Source organism: Tropicimonas sp. IMCC6043 (assembly GCF_004146235.1).
Taxonomy (GTDB): domain Bacteria; phylum Pseudomonadota; class Alphaproteobacteria; order Rhodobacterales; family Rhodobacteraceae; genus Tropicimonas.
This window is the reverse complement of record NZ_SELO01000061.1, coordinates 1-15,899: the sequence shown is the minus strand read 5'-3', so window position 1 is coordinate 15,899 and position 15,899 is coordinate 1. Positions and strand designations below refer to the sequence as shown.

14 protein-coding genes and 1 pseudogene are annotated in these 15,899 nt (G+C 62.9%); 8 read left to right on the top strand and 7 right to left on the bottom strand.

Annotated features, from left to right (window positions below):
• Positions 1-262: 262 nt before the first annotated feature.
• A complete protein-coding gene (locus tag EU800_RS23855) occupies positions 263-1,942 on the bottom strand; it encodes a tetratricopeptide repeat protein (RefSeq protein ID WP_129635996.1) in 1,680 nt (559 codons plus the stop codon).
• Positions 1,943-2,057: 115 nt separating this feature from the next.
• On the opposite strand from EU800_RS23855, the gene EU800_RS23850 reads away from it, so the two are divergent.
• On the top strand, positions 2,058-2,450 hold the full coding sequence (locus EU800_RS23850; RefSeq protein WP_129635995.1) for a hypothetical protein: 393 nt from the start codon (positions 2,058-2,060) through the stop codon (positions 2,448-2,450).
• Between the two features lie 426 nt (positions 2,451-2,876).
• On the opposite strand, the gene EU800_RS23845 is transcribed toward EU800_RS23850, so the two are convergent.
• Positions 2,877-4,376 (bottom strand): serine hydrolase, encoded by a 1,500-nt coding sequence (locus EU800_RS23845; protein WP_207209987.1) that lies wholly within the window; start codon positions 4,374-4,376, stop codon positions 2,877-2,879.
• A gap of 130 nt (positions 4,377-4,506) precedes the next feature.
• The gene (gene bla / locus EU800_RS23840; RefSeq protein ID WP_242500806.1) at positions 4,507-5,502 is read right to left on the bottom strand and encodes a class A beta-lactamase; all 996 of its coding nucleotides are present in this window, start codon (positions 5,500-5,502) and stop codon (positions 4,507-4,509) included.
• Between the two features lie 214 nt (positions 5,503-5,716).
• Here bla and EU800_RS23835 point away from each other — a divergent pair, with 214 nt between their 5' ends.
• On the top strand, positions 5,717-6,736 hold the full coding sequence (locus tag EU800_RS23835; protein WP_242500799.1) for an AraC family transcriptional regulator: 1,020 nt from the start codon (positions 5,717-5,719) through the stop codon (positions 6,734-6,736).
• Positions 6,737-7,538: 802 nt separating this feature from the next.
• Here EU800_RS23835 and EU800_RS23830 read toward each other — a convergent pair.
• The gene (locus EU800_RS23830) at positions 7,539-8,006 is read right to left on the bottom strand and encodes a group III truncated hemoglobin (protein WP_242500797.1); all 468 of its coding nucleotides are present in this window, start codon (positions 8,004-8,006) and stop codon (positions 7,539-7,541) included.
• 80 nt (positions 8,007-8,086) lie between these two features.
• On the opposite strand from EU800_RS23830, the gene EU800_RS23825 reads away from it, so the two are divergent.
• Together EU800_RS23825 and EU800_RS23820 are read left to right on the top strand one after the other, a co-directional pair.
• Entirely contained in the window at positions 8,087-8,515 is a 429-nt protein-coding gene (locus tag EU800_RS23825; protein ID WP_129635994.1) for an Rrf2 family transcriptional regulator, read from the top strand.
• A gap of 22 nt (positions 8,516-8,537) precedes the next feature.
• Positions 8,538-8,813, top strand: a complete 276-nt coding sequence (locus EU800_RS23820) for a DUF6522 family protein (RefSeq protein ID WP_129635993.1) — start codon at positions 8,538-8,540, stop codon at positions 8,811-8,813.
• A 66-nt stretch (positions 8,814-8,879) separates the two neighbouring features.
• On the opposite strand, the gene EU800_RS23815 is transcribed toward EU800_RS23820, so the two are convergent.
• The 3 genes from EU800_RS23815 to EU800_RS23805 form a co-directional block, all read right to left on the bottom strand.
• Positions 8,880-9,245: a TusE/DsrC/DsvC family sulfur relay protein gene (locus EU800_RS23815; RefSeq protein WP_129635992.1), complete on the bottom strand. Its 366-nt coding sequence runs from the start codon at positions 9,243-9,245 to the stop codon at positions 8,880-8,882.
• Between the two features lie 110 nt (positions 9,246-9,355).
• On the bottom strand, positions 9,356-9,739 hold the full coding sequence (locus tag EU800_RS23810) for a hypothetical protein (RefSeq protein ID WP_129635991.1): 384 nt from the start codon (positions 9,737-9,739) through the stop codon (positions 9,356-9,358).
• Positions 9,732-10,346 carry a TetR/AcrR family transcriptional regulator gene (locus EU800_RS23805; protein ID WP_129635990.1) on the bottom strand — a complete coding sequence of 205 codons (615 nt, stop codon included), beginning with the start codon at positions 10,344-10,346 and terminating at the stop codon, positions 9,732-9,734. Before EU800_RS23805 ends, EU800_RS23810 begins: the two co-directional genes overlap by 8 nt.
• A 102-nt stretch (positions 10,347-10,448) precedes the next feature.
• Between EU800_RS23805 and EU800_RS23800 the strand changes: the two genes are divergently transcribed.
• The 4 genes and pseudogenes from EU800_RS23800 to EU800_RS27315 all read left to right on the top strand — a co-directional run.
• Positions 10,449-10,937, top strand: coding sequence for a cytochrome b (locus EU800_RS23800; RefSeq protein WP_165354823.1), 489 nt, complete (start codon positions 10,449-10,451; stop codon positions 10,935-10,937).
• Between the two features lie 5 nt (positions 10,938-10,942).
• Positions 10,943-12,241: an efflux RND transporter periplasmic adaptor subunit gene (locus EU800_RS23795; protein WP_129635988.1), complete on the top strand. Its 1,299-nt coding sequence runs from the start codon at positions 10,943-10,945 to the stop codon at positions 12,239-12,241.
• On the top strand, positions 12,238-15,318 hold the full coding sequence (locus tag EU800_RS23790; RefSeq protein WP_129635987.1) for an efflux RND transporter permease subunit: 3,081 nt from the start codon (positions 12,238-12,240) through the stop codon (positions 15,316-15,318). Before EU800_RS23795 ends, EU800_RS23790 begins: the two co-directional genes overlap by 4 nt.
• A 260-nt stretch (positions 15,319-15,578) precedes the next feature.
• Positions 15,579-15,803: pseudogene (locus tag EU800_RS27315) on the top strand (Arm DNA-binding domain-containing protein); the annotation flags it as partial.
• Between the last annotated feature and the right edge of the window lie 96 nt (positions 15,804-15,899).

Sequence of the window (15,899 nt, the reverse complement as noted above, 5' to 3'; positions counted from 1 at the left end):
CCTCGCGGACCAAGGCGCCCCGGCAACCGCCAGCTACATAGGGAGCGCGTCTGCCGGGGCGCCGATCACGCTGGAACTGGCCGGATTTTGTGCTGCCCTCTGGCAGGAAATCGCACCGCCGTTGACATCAACATCGACCTTGCGGCCATCCGACCATTTTGATCGGATGTCCGCTCCGAGGCTGGTGCGGATGGATGCTGCGGCTTGTAGGAAAGGAAGGAGATTCTGCCGTAGAGGTCGCTCACGGCATTCCCTCCCAAGACTAATCTGGCAGGCCCGCTGTCTGAAGACCGCTTGTATAGATATCTCTGAACTCGGGATGCTGGATGATCGGGTTCGCGGCCAATACTTCGGTGACCGTACGCACTTCTCCCAGGGCCATGGCCTCTTCGATTTCCCATTGAGCGTCGTCGACATTCCCCGACATCGCGTAGGCCGCGGCAAGCCACGTCCGTGAAAACGCCGCCGTAGGGTTCTGCTCGACCGCGCCCCGGAAGTCTCCCGCTGCCAGCTCGTAGAGCCCCTGGAAGTAGTTAACGATGCCACGGTTCTGGAAATACCAGGACGGGGGCGCCGGGTTCAGATCGAATGCTGTGGCGATGGCCTTTCGCGCCTCTTCGGTTTCCCCAGCTCCGATATATATCAGACTGAGGAATGCGTGAGCGTCAGCGTAATTTGGATCGAGTTCGATCGCCCTCTCAAGCTCTTCCATGGCGCGACCACGACTGGACGCGTCTCTCCCAAGCCTCGAAAGCACCCGCCCAAGTGTCCAGTGTGCGAAGGGATAATCGGGACCGAGGCGAACAGACTGCTCCGCCATTTCCAATGCCAGCGCCCGATCCGCTTCGGAGCTCTCGCCCCATCCAAACCGCGCAGAAAAATCGTACATGTTGGCGAGCCGGGCATACGCCTGAGAATAGCTCGGGTCGGCGTCGATTGCCTGACGGTAGAACGATATGGCACGGATCACACCGTCCCTTGTCAGTGAGGCTTCATGAAACCTGCCCCTGAGCAGAAGGTCGTAAGCTTCGATGTCCGCCGTGCCCGGGCTCGAGAGTCGTGCCATGTCCCGCCACGCTAGCGTTACGGACAACGCATCGATGATCTGGTTTCGCACGTCGTCCTGAACCTCGAAGAGGTCTCCAAGGCGACGGTCGTATCGCTCTGCCCAGATATTCTCACCCGTCGACAGCTGCACCAATTGGGCGCTGATCCTTATCTGACCGCCATCGCGTTGGACACTCCCATCAACGAGATAGTCCGCGCCTAGCGCTTCCATCATGTCAGAGGAGATTCCCATGGCGCTCCGAAGACCGAAAGTGGCTGTTCGGGACAGGACGGCTATGGAGTCAATTCTGGATAAGTCAGTCAGCAAATCTTCGGCCAGTCCGGACGACAGATAGTCCTGCTCGGCGTCTCCGCTGACGTTTTCGAAAGGAAGCACGGCGATCGTTATCTTCCCTGAAGGAACGTTGTCATTACCGTACAGAAATACGATTGCGCCGGCGGATAGGACGAACAGCAGGGCAACCGCCCCTAAGCCAACGGGAGCGAAACGCCGCCAGAGCGAGAGGCTCGGCTTCCCAGTCGGCGCCGCGAGAAGGTTCTCATCTTGCTGCTCAAGGGCTGCGGCACGCGCGTCAAGCCTGTATCCTTGCTTCGGAACAGTAACCAGAAGTCCTGCATCCTGAGGGCCCAAAGCCTTCCGAATTTCCGAGATACACTGCACAAGGCTGTCATCGGTCACATGGGTCTCCGCCCAGACCGCACTCATCACCGAGTCCTTCGTAACAAGCTCACCGGGTTCGGCCGCCAGAATCCCCAGAACACGCGCTGTTTGGGGACGAAGAGCCACATTCGTTCCATCTGGAGACAATAAAGCCTCGGCCTCAAGGTCGAAGCTAAACGATCCAATCGAAACGATCTTTCCAGGTTTCGTCAAATTTCGTTCCAGCCTTCGTGACTTTCGTGGCCCCTATCGCGCTTCCTGATTTCGGGCGCTCCAACTGGCGGAGCAACGGCACCAGAAGCACACACGCACAACCACGGAGAATACTATGTTCAAGGCGACCATCATTTCCACTTTCTTTGCAGCGACCGCGTTCCAATTGGCGGCAGAGCCCGACAACAGGTACGACCTTTCCATGCTGCCCGCTGACGTCGCCGCTCGCGTGGTTCAGCTACAAAGCTACGGCGATCGGTACAAGACCGCGATCGACGCGATCTTCGCCAAGTGGTCGAAACCCGGCTACTCCGCCCGCGAACACGAGCTCGACATGTCGATCCTGCCGACGGACGTTTCTGCGGAAGTCACGGAGCTACAAAAGCACGGCGAGCGGTTCAACAGCGTCATCCGGGCAATCTTCATCGAAGCCTTGAAGCCGAGTTGGACTTTCAAGGGCCGTGTCCACGAGCGCACGGTCATCGAGATCTCCATGACCCAAGGCTGAACTGAGGTCCTTGGCTCTGCCTCGTCATGGTGGACGACGCGAGCAGCTTGACAACTCGACGCGTGGATGCAGTGGATCAAAATTCTGCAACGACGGTCATCCTGTGTCCTCGCAACGAATGACGCCAACGTCCGCTCACCGGACTTTGGGCCGAAATCACTGAAAGGCAGCATCGCGCAGTTCGCTGCCGTCGGCCTCGTCGAAGGCGCACCGGCACTACCGCTGACGCCTTAAGGGCAACTTTGCGGACGTAGCCGCCGTTCGCCGCATAGCGGCACTAGCGGGCTAGATGAATGACCGCTGTGCGGACAAGCACCGCAGTCAGGTTCTTTCCGCATTGTAGTTCTCCCTTTTTCAATACAGCGGGTTCGGTGGAGAGCACAATCTGCGCCGAGCAGGATCGCCCCTCCACCGAATCCGTGGCTCTTACTCAGCCGGTTTGTCGAAGACAGACCCGGAGAGCGAGAATTCGTCGACCGCCCCGTCGCCCCGAATGAAGATCCGGTGGTTGAATCGCACGAAGTTGAGTTCGCCAGACGGATCTTCGAGCAATTCGCCAAGGGATCCCTCGTTCGGGCCTTCGGTGATGATAAAATAGCCCTCGGCCGTGTTGGCCACATTGGCAGGCGCGGGATCCGCTCCGCTGGTCAATGCGGAGAACTGGACAAACACATATTTGTCGCCCTCTTTGCGGATCTCGATGTTTTGCGAATTCCCCTTGAAGACGCCGACGAAGGGATCGAGCACAGCCGGATCAACGCCCGCTGCGACCGGAGAGTCGGCCTCGATTCCCGTGAAGGCTTTGACCATTGCGTCCGCAATTTTACTGTAGGCTTCGACTCCGCGATCGCTGTGGACCATGATCACCACGGCAAAGTCGTGTTCCGGGATCAGCTTCAGAAAAGACCGCGTGCCGGGCCAATTCCCCCCGTGGAAGGGGCTGGTGACGCCGTCGTAGTCGTGGACGAACCATGTCAGTCCGGTAAACTCGCCGGCCGCAGCGTCGACTGCCGGAGCATGGGCATAGTCCAGCGCTTCCATGGACAACAGCTCGTTCCCGGCGGCGTCCTTGCCGTCCAGCTGAAAGCGGGCGTATTTCAGCATGTCGGTAACCGTAGACCGGATTCCGCCGGAGGCTGCGGACTCTCTGATCAACGGAATGTAGTACGGCTTGAGATCACTGATGCTGCCTTCCCCGTAGATCGGCGGATGACCCCATGCGTAATCTTTGGCCGGCGGGGTGGCGTCGTAATTGAAGGATGACGACTCCATGCCAAGCGGTGTGAGCAGGTTCTCTTCGATCAGGGTCTCGATCGGCTTTCCGCCGACATGCGACACCACATGGGTCGCGAAGGTGATACTGGTGTTGTTGTACATCCAGGTTTGACCGAACGGATAGATCTGCTCGACGTAAGCCGCCTGGAGCATGACCTTCTCGCTGATCGACCCGCCCGGAGGAACAGGAAGGAACCCATGGTCGCCATACCAGCCAGCGTGATGGTGGAACAGGTCGACGACCCGCGCTTTCGACGTGGCGTCGGGATCCGCGACCCTGAACCACGGCAGGATGTCGACGACACGCGCGTTCAAATCCAGTTCGCCCCGTTCGGACAACTGCATGGCCAGAGTCGAAAGGAAGGTCTTTGTCACCGAGCCGATTTGGAATTGCGTATCAGTGGTAACGGGCTCTCCGGTGGTTACGTTCGTAACACCGAGGCCGGCGCCGTAGGCGTTGGGCCCATGGATGACCCCGATACCAAGCCCCGGGATGTTCAGTTCCTTGATCAGTTCAGAGGCTTCGGCGAGCACCGCATCAAAGGTCGCCTGGCCCTCCTCCTCTGTCATGGCCTGCTGTGCGAGTGCCGGTGTGACGCACAGTAGCGACGAAACAAGCAAAGCAGGTAGCGGTTTCATTAGGTTCTTCACTAGATTTTTCCTTTGCATTGGAGTCTTCACCGGATTTCTCCTGGCGGGATAACGATGGCTCTTCCCGGAGGGTTCTGTCTTCGCAGTGCAGGATCGCACAGGCAGAGCCTGCACGGCGAAGTTTCCCCTTTTACTGCTTCGCCATCTGCCCAAGGTAGAAGTAGTCGAACAGCGACCGGGCGACCTCTGCAATTGCCCGATCCCTGTCCGCCTCGGATGTCTCGCTGCTGCTGGTGAACACGGCGATTGCGAACCGACGACCGTCGGGGAGCGTGATATAGCCGACGTCATTGGCCACTCCCCCTATGGTTCCGGTCTTGTGCGCCACGGGCGTTCCCCTCGGCAGCAGCCCCATGAGACGGGCAGCGCCGGTGCGCGTGCGCGACATGACATCAATCAGGAAGTCGCGGCTCTCGGCGCTCATCGCCGTGCCGCTGTCGATGGCAAGCAGGAGTTGCAGCATCGCAAGCGGCGTTGCGTGGTCGCGGGGATCCGCCTCGAAGTCCAGATTGCGGTCACCCATGATCGTCAGGAGCTCCGGCCGGGTCACGAAGGCCTCTGTGGCGACTTTCATCGTGGCTGGTCCCGGCAGACCATAGAATTCCCCGATGATCTCGCCGGTCGTCCGATCGACCCTGAAATCGGTGATCCCGAGCCTGCGCAGATTTTCGGTCACTGCCGCGGCTCCGCCGGCCAGCCCGATCAAGGTGTCGGTCGCCGTGTTGTCGCTCTCGGTGATCATGATCTCCATCAGGTTCGCCACCGAAAGCTGAAGCCCGGGATGCACGAATGTGTCGCTCAGCGCAGCGTCGCCGATCATCATCATGTCGGGTGTGATTTCGACCATCTGGTCGAGGCCGAGTTCCCCCCGGTCGACGCGGTCCATAATCGCAGTGGCGATCGCAACCTTGTAGGTGCTGGCCATGGCGAAGGTCTCATCGCCATTGAAAGCGATGACCTGGTCGCCGCCGATTTCCTGCGCCGCGAAGCCGATGCGCCCGGCAAGCCCCGTCGCGACCCGCTCGATGGCGGCGGCAACAGGCTGGCCTTCTGTTGTCTGGCCGTACGCCGAGCCGAAGGTGACCGCCGAAAAAGTCATCAGCCCGGCAATAAGTGTTGCTTTCAAAAGGGATTTTTTGGCTTTTACGGTGTTTTCCTTCGACATTTCCCGTCTCCAACGCTTTCCGAGATCGCCAGGGCCGCGTGGCCATCGCCCGAGTCTCATCGTTTACGGCTTTCTGATTAACATGCCCGAGGCGCATCCTGTTTGCGGCTCATGCCACCTGCGTCGTAAACTTGTCCCAGAAGGCTAACCTGAGGGTGTTGAGGGAGCATCACGCATGAGCAAGAAATCTGGCCCGAGGTTCACGCGCGGAATGTTGATTTTGTCCCCGTTCGCAAAGGCCTTCACCTCGCGGGGCGGCGATATTAAAGCGCTCCTGGTCCGAAACGGTATTCCCGCCGGCGCGCTGACCGACCCTGCGATGCTGGTTGACGCGTCCGCCTGCTATTCCGCCCTTGAGGATATGGCGGAAACTCTCGGCGATCCGTACTTTGGCGCAAAGGTGGCAATCGAAACAGCGAAAAAAGGAACGCAGGCTTTCCGGGATTCGGCGACCCATGCTCTCAACTTTGGAGATTTTTTGTCCCGGTTGGTGGAGGAAGTCCGAAAGCAGGTTAATAACGTGCGGTACTCGGTTTCCATTTCACCCGGAATGTCAAGCTTCGACATTCACCGCACCGTCAGTGTGACTAAGCCGTCAACACAGTTGGATGCAATCGGCGTCGCACTTTATGCGACTTTGATAAAGAAAGGGATCGGAAAAACCTTCGACCCAAAAGACATCCTGATCACTGTACCAACCACCCAAGGGCTTCCGCCGGGTTTTCTCCCGAAGCAGGCGCTCATCAGATCCCAGATCGACGGCTTGCGGATTTCATTTCCGACACACTGGCTTTGGGCACCATTCTCGCTGGACTGGGACCTGGTGAAAAAGTCACGAGGGGAGTTTGCATCAGATGGCCGCAGAGAAGCGACCCTTTCCTATCTTCGAGACATGCTGAAGGACAACATCGCTCATCAGGATCTGACACTGAACGTCTTTGCCTTGATCTGCCGCCAGCATCCACGCCGGATCCAGCGCATCTTATGGGCAAATGGCACCTCCTACAGTCAGATGAAGGACGACGTGCGCCAGAGCATCACCGAAGACCTCTTGTCGAACACGACCCTGCCCATCGCGCAAATCGCTCTTCAGGTGGGTCTCTCCAGTTCGGCCGTCCTAGACCGGGCATTCCGGCGATGGACCGGCAAGACGCCGTCAGGTTTCCGGGGTGATCTCCCCCGCCATCGGGCCTAACCGGGGCCGGTGACGGGGTCACGCTAGCAGAGCTCGGATACAGAAGGGTCCACCAGCTTGCCCGACCGCAGCGTGATACCCTTCTCTGCCAGGTGCGTGTTCACGTCGGCGAAGATCGCCTCCGTCGGCCCGCGGCGCTCTTCGCCCGAGTTTAGACCGTACAGCTGAAAGCGTAGTCGGCCGCTAAGGGCTCGTCGCCGTCGTTCGCCGATACGACCGTGAATGACCGCTTCCAACTCGGGCGATAGTGCTGCGCTTGCGAGGCGTTCGGGTGTCGCGAACGGCAGCAATGCGCAGGTTGCGGCTCTCGAAGGCCGAGCATTCACCCGGCCAAGTGCTTCAAGTCTCACCACGTCTCACACGCGTCTCGTCACGACCGGTTCGCCTACTTTGCGGGACTTTCGGCACGACCGCCGACGCCGCGTCTGGAGAACGGGCGATTTGGTGAGCAAGTGGTGAGCAAGAAAAAACAGCTTACGAGCGCCGCTGCGGGCGCGTCCGTAAGTATCTGTTTTTCCAGATATTTCTGGTTGCGGGGGTAGGATTTGAACCTACGACCTTCAGGTTATGAGCCGATAATCCAGCGATTCCAATAAGTTAGAAAAATCAATTGCTTGCGTGATAAGCCTTTGAATTCGCGGAGTTCGTGTCCCGGCGCTGAGCGACATTGGGAGACTTTCGGGCGCAAACGGCGAAGAAAAACGGCGTATGTCGGTTGAGGTGGCGTTGAGTTGGCGCTGTCGAGACGGCGACGCTTCAATCAAAGTGGCAAGAAGCATTTCGGCCGTTCTCGGCGCCAGACTTAGGCGCCCCGATCGGTGGGGCGCAGACGGGGCGCGGCAGAGGCCCGTGAATCCTCGACCGCGATATGGAGTGAACGAGCGATGCGCTCCGCACGCGCGATCAGGTGCGCCGCACCGTCCGGCGCGAAGGACTCGGTGGCGGTCTGGCGGAACAGGGTGAGCCACCGCTCGAAATGGCTCCAGTCGACCGGAAGCTGCGCATGGGCCTCCATCGGCCGGCCGTGGTAGCGCCCGGTCATCAGGGCGACCGAAGACCAGAAATCGGTCATGCGGGCCAGATGCGGCTCCCACTCCGTGAGCCGCGCGGCAAAGATCGGCCCGAGCACCGGGTCGCACCGTACTTGGGCATAAAAGTCCTCCACAAATTGCCGCAAGCAGGCGTCTGTCAGACCGGTCTCCCGCATCAATGCGGCCGTCATGTCGGGCCGAGCGGAGGTGGCGCGAAGATCGTGTGCGGCGGTGGCCATCCCGTTACCTTCCGAACAATGAGCCTTGCCTTCCCGGCTACGTCATTTAATAGGTATTGTAAATACCTATTGGAGTGGCGATGCGACTGACCTCCTTCACCGATTACGGTCTTCGTGCATTGATGCGATTGGCCAGTGCGCCCGAACGCGGGTTTTCCACATCTGAACTGGCCGAGGAATTCGGGCTGTCCCGCAACCACCTGACCAAGATCGTGCAGCGCCTCGCCCATGCCGGGATCGTCACCACACGTCGCGGCGGCGAAGGAGGAGCGTCGCTCGCGCGGCCGTCGGACCAGATCCGCCTAGGTGAGGTCGTCCGGGTGCTGGAGCGGGACCAGGCGCTTGTCGAATGCTTCTCGGGAACAGGCGATTGCTCGATCGATGGCCGCTGCGCGCTCAAGGTCCGTTTGCGGCGGGCCGAGGCGGCATTTCTGGCAGACCTCGACCACTCCACTCTCGCCGACATCGCGTTGCCCCGGAGCGAGCAGGTGCCAGAGGCAACGGCCTAGATCGGGCATGCAAGGAGGGGCAATGGAACTTGAACCAACCGACAACGGGTTCGCGATTGCGCCAACCGATCTCGGCCGGTTGTTCGACCGTGACCCGGACGAGATGCGGCAGATGATGCAGGACGGGTCGATGACCTGCCTTGTCGAGCGCGGCGAAGGCGATGACGCGGGCCGTTTCCGCGTAACCTTGCGCGACGACATTCGCCGCGTTCGACTCGTGGTGGATGCCGATGGAAAGGTTCTGACAACGGTGCGCGTGCCCTTTGTGGCCCAGAAAGGTGCGCCTGGCCCCCGATGACATCCGGGCGGGACTTGGGCGCCGGATGCCCTCTTGCCTCAATTTCTGGCTAGTGGCGACACGGCCCTACCCGGTGCTCCACGCACGCGGCTGGCGCATGCCGGCCATCTTGCAGGCCTGTTGGACGTATCCATAGGGAAACAGCTCGAACAGCGCCTGTTTTGCGCTCGCCTTGTTTACGCCAAGCTTCTCGCCGAGAAACTTCAGCACGATACGCGCGTCGGCGGCGATGCCATGCTCGTCCAGATGGCTCCGCATGAAGGCGATGACCTGCCAGTGCAGCTCCCGAAGCGCAATCTCCTCCTGTTCGGCGACCAGCATCGCGAAGTCGCGTGTCCATTGCTCGGGATCGGTCAGGTATCCGGCTTCATCGACCCTTACAGGTCCGGACGGAAGAGTGATCGTGGTCACGGCATCAGGGCGTGTGCGCATGTCGGTCCTCCCCGGGCGGTGCTGTTCTTGTTGCACAGTGTTTTGGCGCGCGCGACCGGACGAGCGAAACCCGGGTCTTATGACGATCTCGCCCGCACGGCATCGGATGATCAACCCGATCCGCCGGCAGCGGTCCGACGCGCCGCCAAAGCGATCCCGCCCCAGACAGCGGTGCGGAGTGCCATCGCGAAGACCGTTCGCATCTCGAAGGCGCCACCGCGGAGCACATGCAGGCCGAAAGCGGCAAAGACCAGCAGGGTCGCGAGGAAGATCGCGAACGCCAAAGATGGCGCCCATGGACGCCCTTGCCACAGGCCGATACCGGAAATGACATAGGCGATCCCTGCGAATGTGTTGAACCAGAGGACGAAGGGCACGACGGCGCCCATGTCGACCGTGCCAAGAAGCGTTCGGCCTCCCGAGAGTATCGTCAACGCACCAAACCCGATGGCAAGCCCGGCAAGGGTCCGCGGGCGCCTTTGCTGATCAGTCATGATTTCGTTCCTCTTCACCTCGAAGGAGATCCATCTGGACGTCGAACAGCCGCAACCCCTCGTCAACAACCGGAAAGACGCGGTTGCCCAACGTCCAGCGGATGGCCACGCCCTGCACCAGCGAGGTAAGCAGAACCGCCACATCTGCCGCCGCCACGTTCCGCCGCAGCGCATCCGCCGCCTGAAGCCCGGCGATCGCCTTCACCTGCCGCCTCTGGAACGAGGTGAGAAGCTGCGCGAACACCTCGCGCAAGCCCGGGTTGTCGACGGTCAGTTCACGCGAGAACAGTATCGACGGCAGGGCCGGGGTCGCCTCGATGGCGGAAAGCTGCGTGCCGATCAGCGACCGCAATCGCGCCTCGGGTCCTTTGGCACCGGCTTCGGCCTTGTCCCAGGCCGCGGTGAGTCTGGCCGCGACCTCTTCGGCAACGGCCAGCCACATCGCGCCCTTGGTCGGAAAATGCCGGAAGATGGCAGGCTGGCTAATGCCGATCTCCCGTGCGACGTCTGTCGTGCTCAGGCGGTCTGGCCCAATCTCGAAGGCAAGATTCAGAACCTGCGAGACGATCTGTGCCTTGCGATCCTCTGCGGTCCATCGTTCTCGCATGATATCTCCTATTGTTAGTTATAGATAACTAACCTATGGTCAAACCGGATGCAACATGCGTTTCCGGCTCGCCCTGGAGCGCCACAACGGAAAGGACAAATGATGCCCGCCCCTACCGGCTATTCCCGCAACCAGATTGCGCTGCATTGGGTCGTTTTCGTGCTGATCGCGCAACAATTCCTGTTTCATGATGCGATCGCCTCGGCCTGGGACCGCATTGGCGAAGGCGCCGAGATGACTTTCGATCCGCTCGTGCTCGCCCATGTGGCGGGCGGGGCGCTGGTGCTGTTGTTCGCGCTGTGGCGCCTCGGGCTGCGCGCCCGGCGTGGCGCTCCGGCCCCGATCGAGGGAAGCAAGCTGCAGGTTGCGGCAGCGAAGATCACCCGTGGCGGCCTCTACCTGCTGATGATCCTCATGCCGGTCAGCGGCTCGGTCGCCTGGTTCGGCGGCGTCCAAGCGGCGGCCGAGGGGCACGAAGTCCTGAAGGTCGTCCTGCTGGCGCTGGTGGCACTGCATGTCGTGGGTGTGGTCTACCACCAGTTCGTGCTGCGTGACGACACCTTGGCGCGGATGCGCCGCGCCGGGGGCTGAGGCCAATGCGCCTCGGGCCGCTGCTCGCCCTGCCGCCCATCGCACTCGGGATCGGTGCGGCCGCGTGGATGATCGCGACGGCGCCTGGCCCCGCGCAGGTGGGATCAGCCGAAGCAGAATTCCCGGTCCGCGTGATGACACTCGCCTCGGAGACCATCCGTCCGACCGCCACCGTCTGGGGTAACCTGCACGCGGCCGAAACTTGGGTCGCGGTGGCCGAAGTGCAGGGCGAGGTGATCTGGCGCCACCCCGAGCTCGAGGCGGGCCGGGTGATCCCGGCGGGAACCGAGGTGCTGCGGATCGACCCGGCGGACTACGATCTTGCGCTTGCACAGGCGAAAGCCGATCTTGCCGCACTGGAGGCCGAGCGCGCGCAGTTGCAGGCGGAGGCGGAGAATACCGCCCGCATCCTGGCGCTGGAGCAGGACCGGCTGACCCTGACCGAGACCGATCTCGACCGCAGCCGCAGGCTGACCGAACAGGGCAGTGCGCCCCAATCACGTGCCGACGAGGCGGAGCGTTCGACGTTGCTGGCGCGCCGCACGGTCGCCGAACAGGAAAATGCCCTGGCGCTGATCCCGGCGCGGGAGGCACGGATCGCCGCACAGATCGCGCGGACCGAGGCCGCGATCCTTCGCGCGCGCCGCTCGCTCGACCAGACAATTCTGACCGCCCCGTTCGACCTGCGAGTTACGGAGGTTGCCGCGGAACGCTTCCAGACCGTATCACCCGGACAGGTCGTCATTCGCGGCGACGGGATATCGGCTGTCGAGGTCGTCGCGCATCTGCCACTCGACGCATTCCGCCGACTGATCGGCGACGTTCCAGACGACATGAACCTGATCGAGATGATGCGCGCGGGCCCGGGCGCGCGGATCGAGGCGACGCTCAGCCCGCTGTCCGATCCTGACCAGACGTGGGACGCGCGGGTCTCCCGCGTCGAAGGCGCGCTGGATGCACGGGCGCGCACGGTGCCTGTCGTCGTGACGGTCGATGATCCGTACCGGGCGTCCGATCCCCCGCGCCGCCTGCCCCTTGTGCCCAACATGCAGGTCTCGATCACGCTCATCGGCGCACCCTTGTCGGGGGTCCTGACCATTCCCGAATCAACACTCCACGGCGGTATGGTGCGGATCGCGGACAAGGATGATCTGCTGGATCTGCGCGCCGTCACCCCGGCCTTCGCCCAGGACGGCCGCGTGATCATCGCCGAGGGCCTCTCGCCGGGCGACCGCTTGGTGATCGACGACATCGCCCCGGCAATCCCGGGGCTCGCGCTGGCACCGGTCGAGGCGCGCGAATGATCCGCTGGTTCACCGGCCACCCCACGGCGGCCAACCTCCTGCTTCTGCTCTTCCTCGCCGCGGGCACCTTCACCGCACCGGGGCTGCTGCGCGAGACCTTTCCCGATTTCCGGGCCGTCGAGGCCGAGATCACGGTGCCCTATCGCGGCGCGGTGGCCGAGGATGTGGAAAGCGCGATCTGCGCGCCGCTCTGGGACGCGGTGCAAGGGGTCGAGGGGCTGGAAACCCTGAACTGCACGGCGCAGGCGGGCCGCGCCCGGGCGGTTGCCACCATGGCGCCGGGCAATGATCCCCTGCGCTTCGTCAACACGCTGCGCACCGAAGTCGCGGCGATCGACAGCTTTCCCGACCGGGCCGACCCTGCCATCGTGCGCGAGTTGCACCGCTCCGACCCGGTGACGTCGGTCGCCGTTTCGGGCGATCTGCCGCTGCCGGAGCTCGACCTCTATGCCGAGGCGCTGTCAGATCGACTGAGCGCCCTGCCCGGCGTCGCCGGCGTTAGCCGGTCCGGTCTCGGCACGCGCACGATCCGCATCAGTGCCCGCGCGGCGGTGCTCGAAAGCCACGGGCTGACCCCTGCCGGGCTGGCCGCCACCATCGCCAGCCAGAACATCGATCTGCCCGCCGGCACGCTGGAGGGCGCGGGGGCCGACCTCACCCTGCGGCTCACCGCCAAGCGCGATACGGTAATGGGGCTCGCGCGGATTCCGGTTCTCGTCCTCGAAGACGGTGCCACGCTGACGCTCGGCGACGTGGGGATGATCGAGGCGCGTTTCGAGCCGCCGCAGGACCGGGTCGCGGTCGACGGGACGCCGGCGATCCTGATCGACGTGGCAAAGGCGCTCGATGCCGACGCGCTGCGGGTGCTCGACGCGGTTGCGGACCTCGTGGCCGGGGAAACCGCCCACCTGCCCGACAGCCTGCGGATCGAGGTCGTGCAGGATGTCACCTCGATCATCCGCGACCGGCTGGTCATGCTGGTCCAGAACGGCGTGATGGGGCTAGTGCTGGTCGTTGCGGTGCTGAGCCTGTTCTTCCGCCCGGGATTTGCCGTCTGGGCCGCGATGGGCCTGCCGGTTGCCTTCGCGGGTGCCTTCATCTGGATGGGGCTGACCGGGCTCAGCCTGAACATGATGACACTGGTGGCGCTCCTGATGGCAATCGGGATCGTGATGGACGATTCCATCGTCATTGCCGACTCCATCGCCGTGGAAACTGCGAAGGACGTCACCGTCGAAAATGTTGCCGCCGGGGTCACGGTCGTGGCGCCCGGGGTCGTGTCATCCTTCCTGACGACGGTCGCGGTGTTCCTGCCGCTCGCCTTCCTGGCCGGCGAGTTGGGGGCGGTGCTGGAGGTGTTGCCGGTCGTGCTTCTGGCGGCCCTGGCGGCATCGCTGGTCGAGGCATTCCTGATCCTGCCGCACCACCTGAAGGGCAGCCTGCGAGACACCCCGCCCTCTCGCTTCCGCCTGCGGTTTGACAGGACGTTCGACATCCTGCGCGAACGCGGAGTCGGACGTCTCGCGGATATGGCAATCAGGGCGCGCTGGCTGGTCGCGGGGCTGGCCATCGGCGCGCTGATCGCGACCGTGGGCACGCTTGGCGGCGGGATCGTCAAACGCGAGGCGATGCCCGAGATTGACGGCGACGTGCTGGAGGCCCGAATCCTGATGCCGGCGGGCACGTCGCTCGAGCGCACGGCGGAGGCGGTTGCGCAGGTCGAGGCCGCGCTCGACCGGGTCAACTCGCAGCTCGCACCGGAGCAGCCCGGGGGGCAGCACCTCGTCGTCCGGCGGATCACCCGCATGGGCCGCAACCTGTCGGCCAGCGAGAGCGGTGCACATGTCGCGACCGTGGCCGTGGACCTTCTGGGCGCCGAGACCCGCAGAAGCACGCTCGACGAGATCGTCGCAATGTGGCGGACCGAGATTGGTCCCCTGCCGGGTGTCACTTCGCTGATCCTCGTCGAGCCGGGCATCGGCCCGCAGGGCATCGCGGTCGAGCTGCGCCTGACCCATCCCGATCTCGACACGCTGCAAGCCGCCGGCCGTGCGACCCTGGCAGGCCTTAAAACCTATGCCGGGGTGCGCAACGCGATCCTCGACCTGCGTCCAGGTGCAGGCGAGCTGCGGCTGTCGCTGGCCCCCGGGGCCGAGGCTCTGGGCCTGTCCGCCGCGGACGTGGCCACACAGTTGCCCGCAGCCTTCCTCGGCACGGAACTCGCCGAGATCCGGCGTGGCGACATGGCCTGGGACATCGAGGTGTTGCTGGCCGAAGCCGACCGGGCCACGCGCGCCGACCTGAGCGATTTCGAGATCGCCCTGCCCGGTGGCGGCACCGCGCCGCTCTCCACAATCGCGACCATCGAGGAGGGGCGCGGCTGGGGCACGATCACACGCCGGAACGGGTTGCGGACATTGACCGTCTCGGCTGATGTCGATGGCCGGATCGGAAATGCCGACGCGATCACGGCCCAACTGGCCGATGGCTTCCTGCCCGACCTCGCCGCCGCGACACCCGGCCTCGGCTTCGAGATCGGCGGACAGGCGGCGAACTCGTCCGAGACCGTCGCATCGATCCTCCGCGGGTTCCTGATCGGGCTGGTCGGGATCTATATCGTCCTGAGTTTCCAGTTCCGGAGCTATGTCGAACCGCTGATCGTCATGTTAACGATCCCGCTGGCGTTTCTCGGGGTGATCTGGGGGCATATGGCGATGGGCTACAACATCTCGATGCCGTCGCTGGTCGGTGCGGCCTCGCTCGCCGGGATCGTGGTCAACAACGCCATCCTGCTGGTCGGGGTCATCAAGGCACGGCAGGCAAGAGGCGAGACTGCCACGCGGGCCGCGGGTGAGGCCGTTCGCTCCCGCTTCCGTCCGATTTTCGTCTCGGTCTCGACCACGATCATCGGCATGGCGCCACTCCTGCTCGAGACCTCCACCCAGGCGCAGACGCTCAAGCCGCTGGTCGTCTCCGTGGTGTTCGGATTGCTGGCTTCGACGTTTCTGGTCCTGCTCGTCCTGCCATCCTTCTACGCAATCCTTTCCGACCTTGGCCTGGATCGGAACGACGGATGAGTCGTTCGGCGCAGATGAATTCAGACAAATTGGCCCTGATATGCGCAGTCAACTTTGAGGTTTCGGCGTTTTATGGATAGGTAGGTCGATTCTGCGCGCATCGAAAATGACTTTCCCCCCCTTTCTGAACGGTTTTCGGGGGTGGCGCGCCCACTCTGCCTTTCCGCCACCCTGCGCCACCCCGCCACCCCTTGCCGTCTGCTTCGCTTGATATGGGCGCGAATCTACGCGTCATGTCAGGAGCGAAGGAGGCGAGTTGCATGGTCAACCGACTGCGATTGAATGAGAAAACCGTCCGAGACGCCGAACCGGCCGAAGGACGCGACTACCAGATCTTCGACAGCGAGGTGCGGGGCTTCGCGGTCTGCATCTACCGCTCGGGGAGCCGAGCGTTCACGCTGGATTACCGCCATGCCGGCCGGCAGCGCCGGATGACGATTGGCCGCTGGCCGGAATGGCCGACACCGGCATCTCGGGCACCCGCGTGGCGCGAGAGTTGGACGCGCTTGTCCGGGTTTATGGGAAACCGGCCAGCATCGTCAGCGACAACGTCCTATGTCGGGAAGCTTTGGCGGCTTGAA

What these genes read in the sequence shown, in the direction of transcription:
- EU800_RS23805 (WP_129635990.1), bottom strand. Translation starts at nt 10,346, where the DNA reads ATGCGAGAACGATGGACCGCAGAGGATCGCAAGGCACAGATCGTCTCG.
- EU800_RS23820 (WP_129635993.1), top strand. Translation starts at nt 8,538, where the DNA reads ATGGAACTTGAACCAACCGACAACGGGTTCGCGATTGCGCCAACCGAT.
- EU800_RS23830 (WP_242500797.1), bottom strand. Translation starts at nt 8,006, where the DNA reads ATGGCCACCGCCGCACACGATCTTCGCGCCACCTCCGCTCGGCCCGAC.
- EU800_RS23815 (WP_129635992.1), bottom strand. Translation starts at nt 9,245, where the DNA reads ATGCGCACACGCCCTGATGCCGTGACCACGATCACTCTTCCGTCCGGA.
- EU800_RS23850 (WP_129635995.1), top strand. Translation starts at nt 2,058, where the DNA reads ATGTTCAAGGCGACCATCATTTCCACTTTCTTTGCAGCGACCGCGTTC.
- EU800_RS23825 (WP_129635994.1), top strand. Translation starts at nt 8,087, where the DNA reads ATGCGACTGACCTCCTTCACCGATTACGGTCTTCGTGCATTGATGCGA.
- EU800_RS23790 (WP_129635987.1), top strand. Translation starts at nt 12,238, where the DNA reads ATGATCCGCTGGTTCACCGGCCACCCCACGGCGGCCAACCTCCTGCTT.
- EU800_RS23795 (WP_129635988.1), top strand. Translation starts at nt 10,943, where the DNA reads ATGCGCCTCGGGCCGCTGCTCGCCCTGCCGCCCATCGCACTCGGGATC.
- EU800_RS23810 (WP_129635991.1), bottom strand. Translation starts at nt 9,739, where the DNA reads ATGACTGATCAGCAAAGGCGCCCGCGGACCCTTGCCGGGCTTGCCATC.
- EU800_RS23835 (WP_242500799.1), top strand. Translation starts at nt 5,717, where the DNA reads ATGAGCAAGAAATCTGGCCCGAGGTTCACGCGCGGAATGTTGATTTTG.
- EU800_RS23800 (WP_165354823.1), top strand. Translation starts at nt 10,449, where the DNA reads ATGCCCGCCCCTACCGGCTATTCCCGCAACCAGATTGCGCTGCATTGG.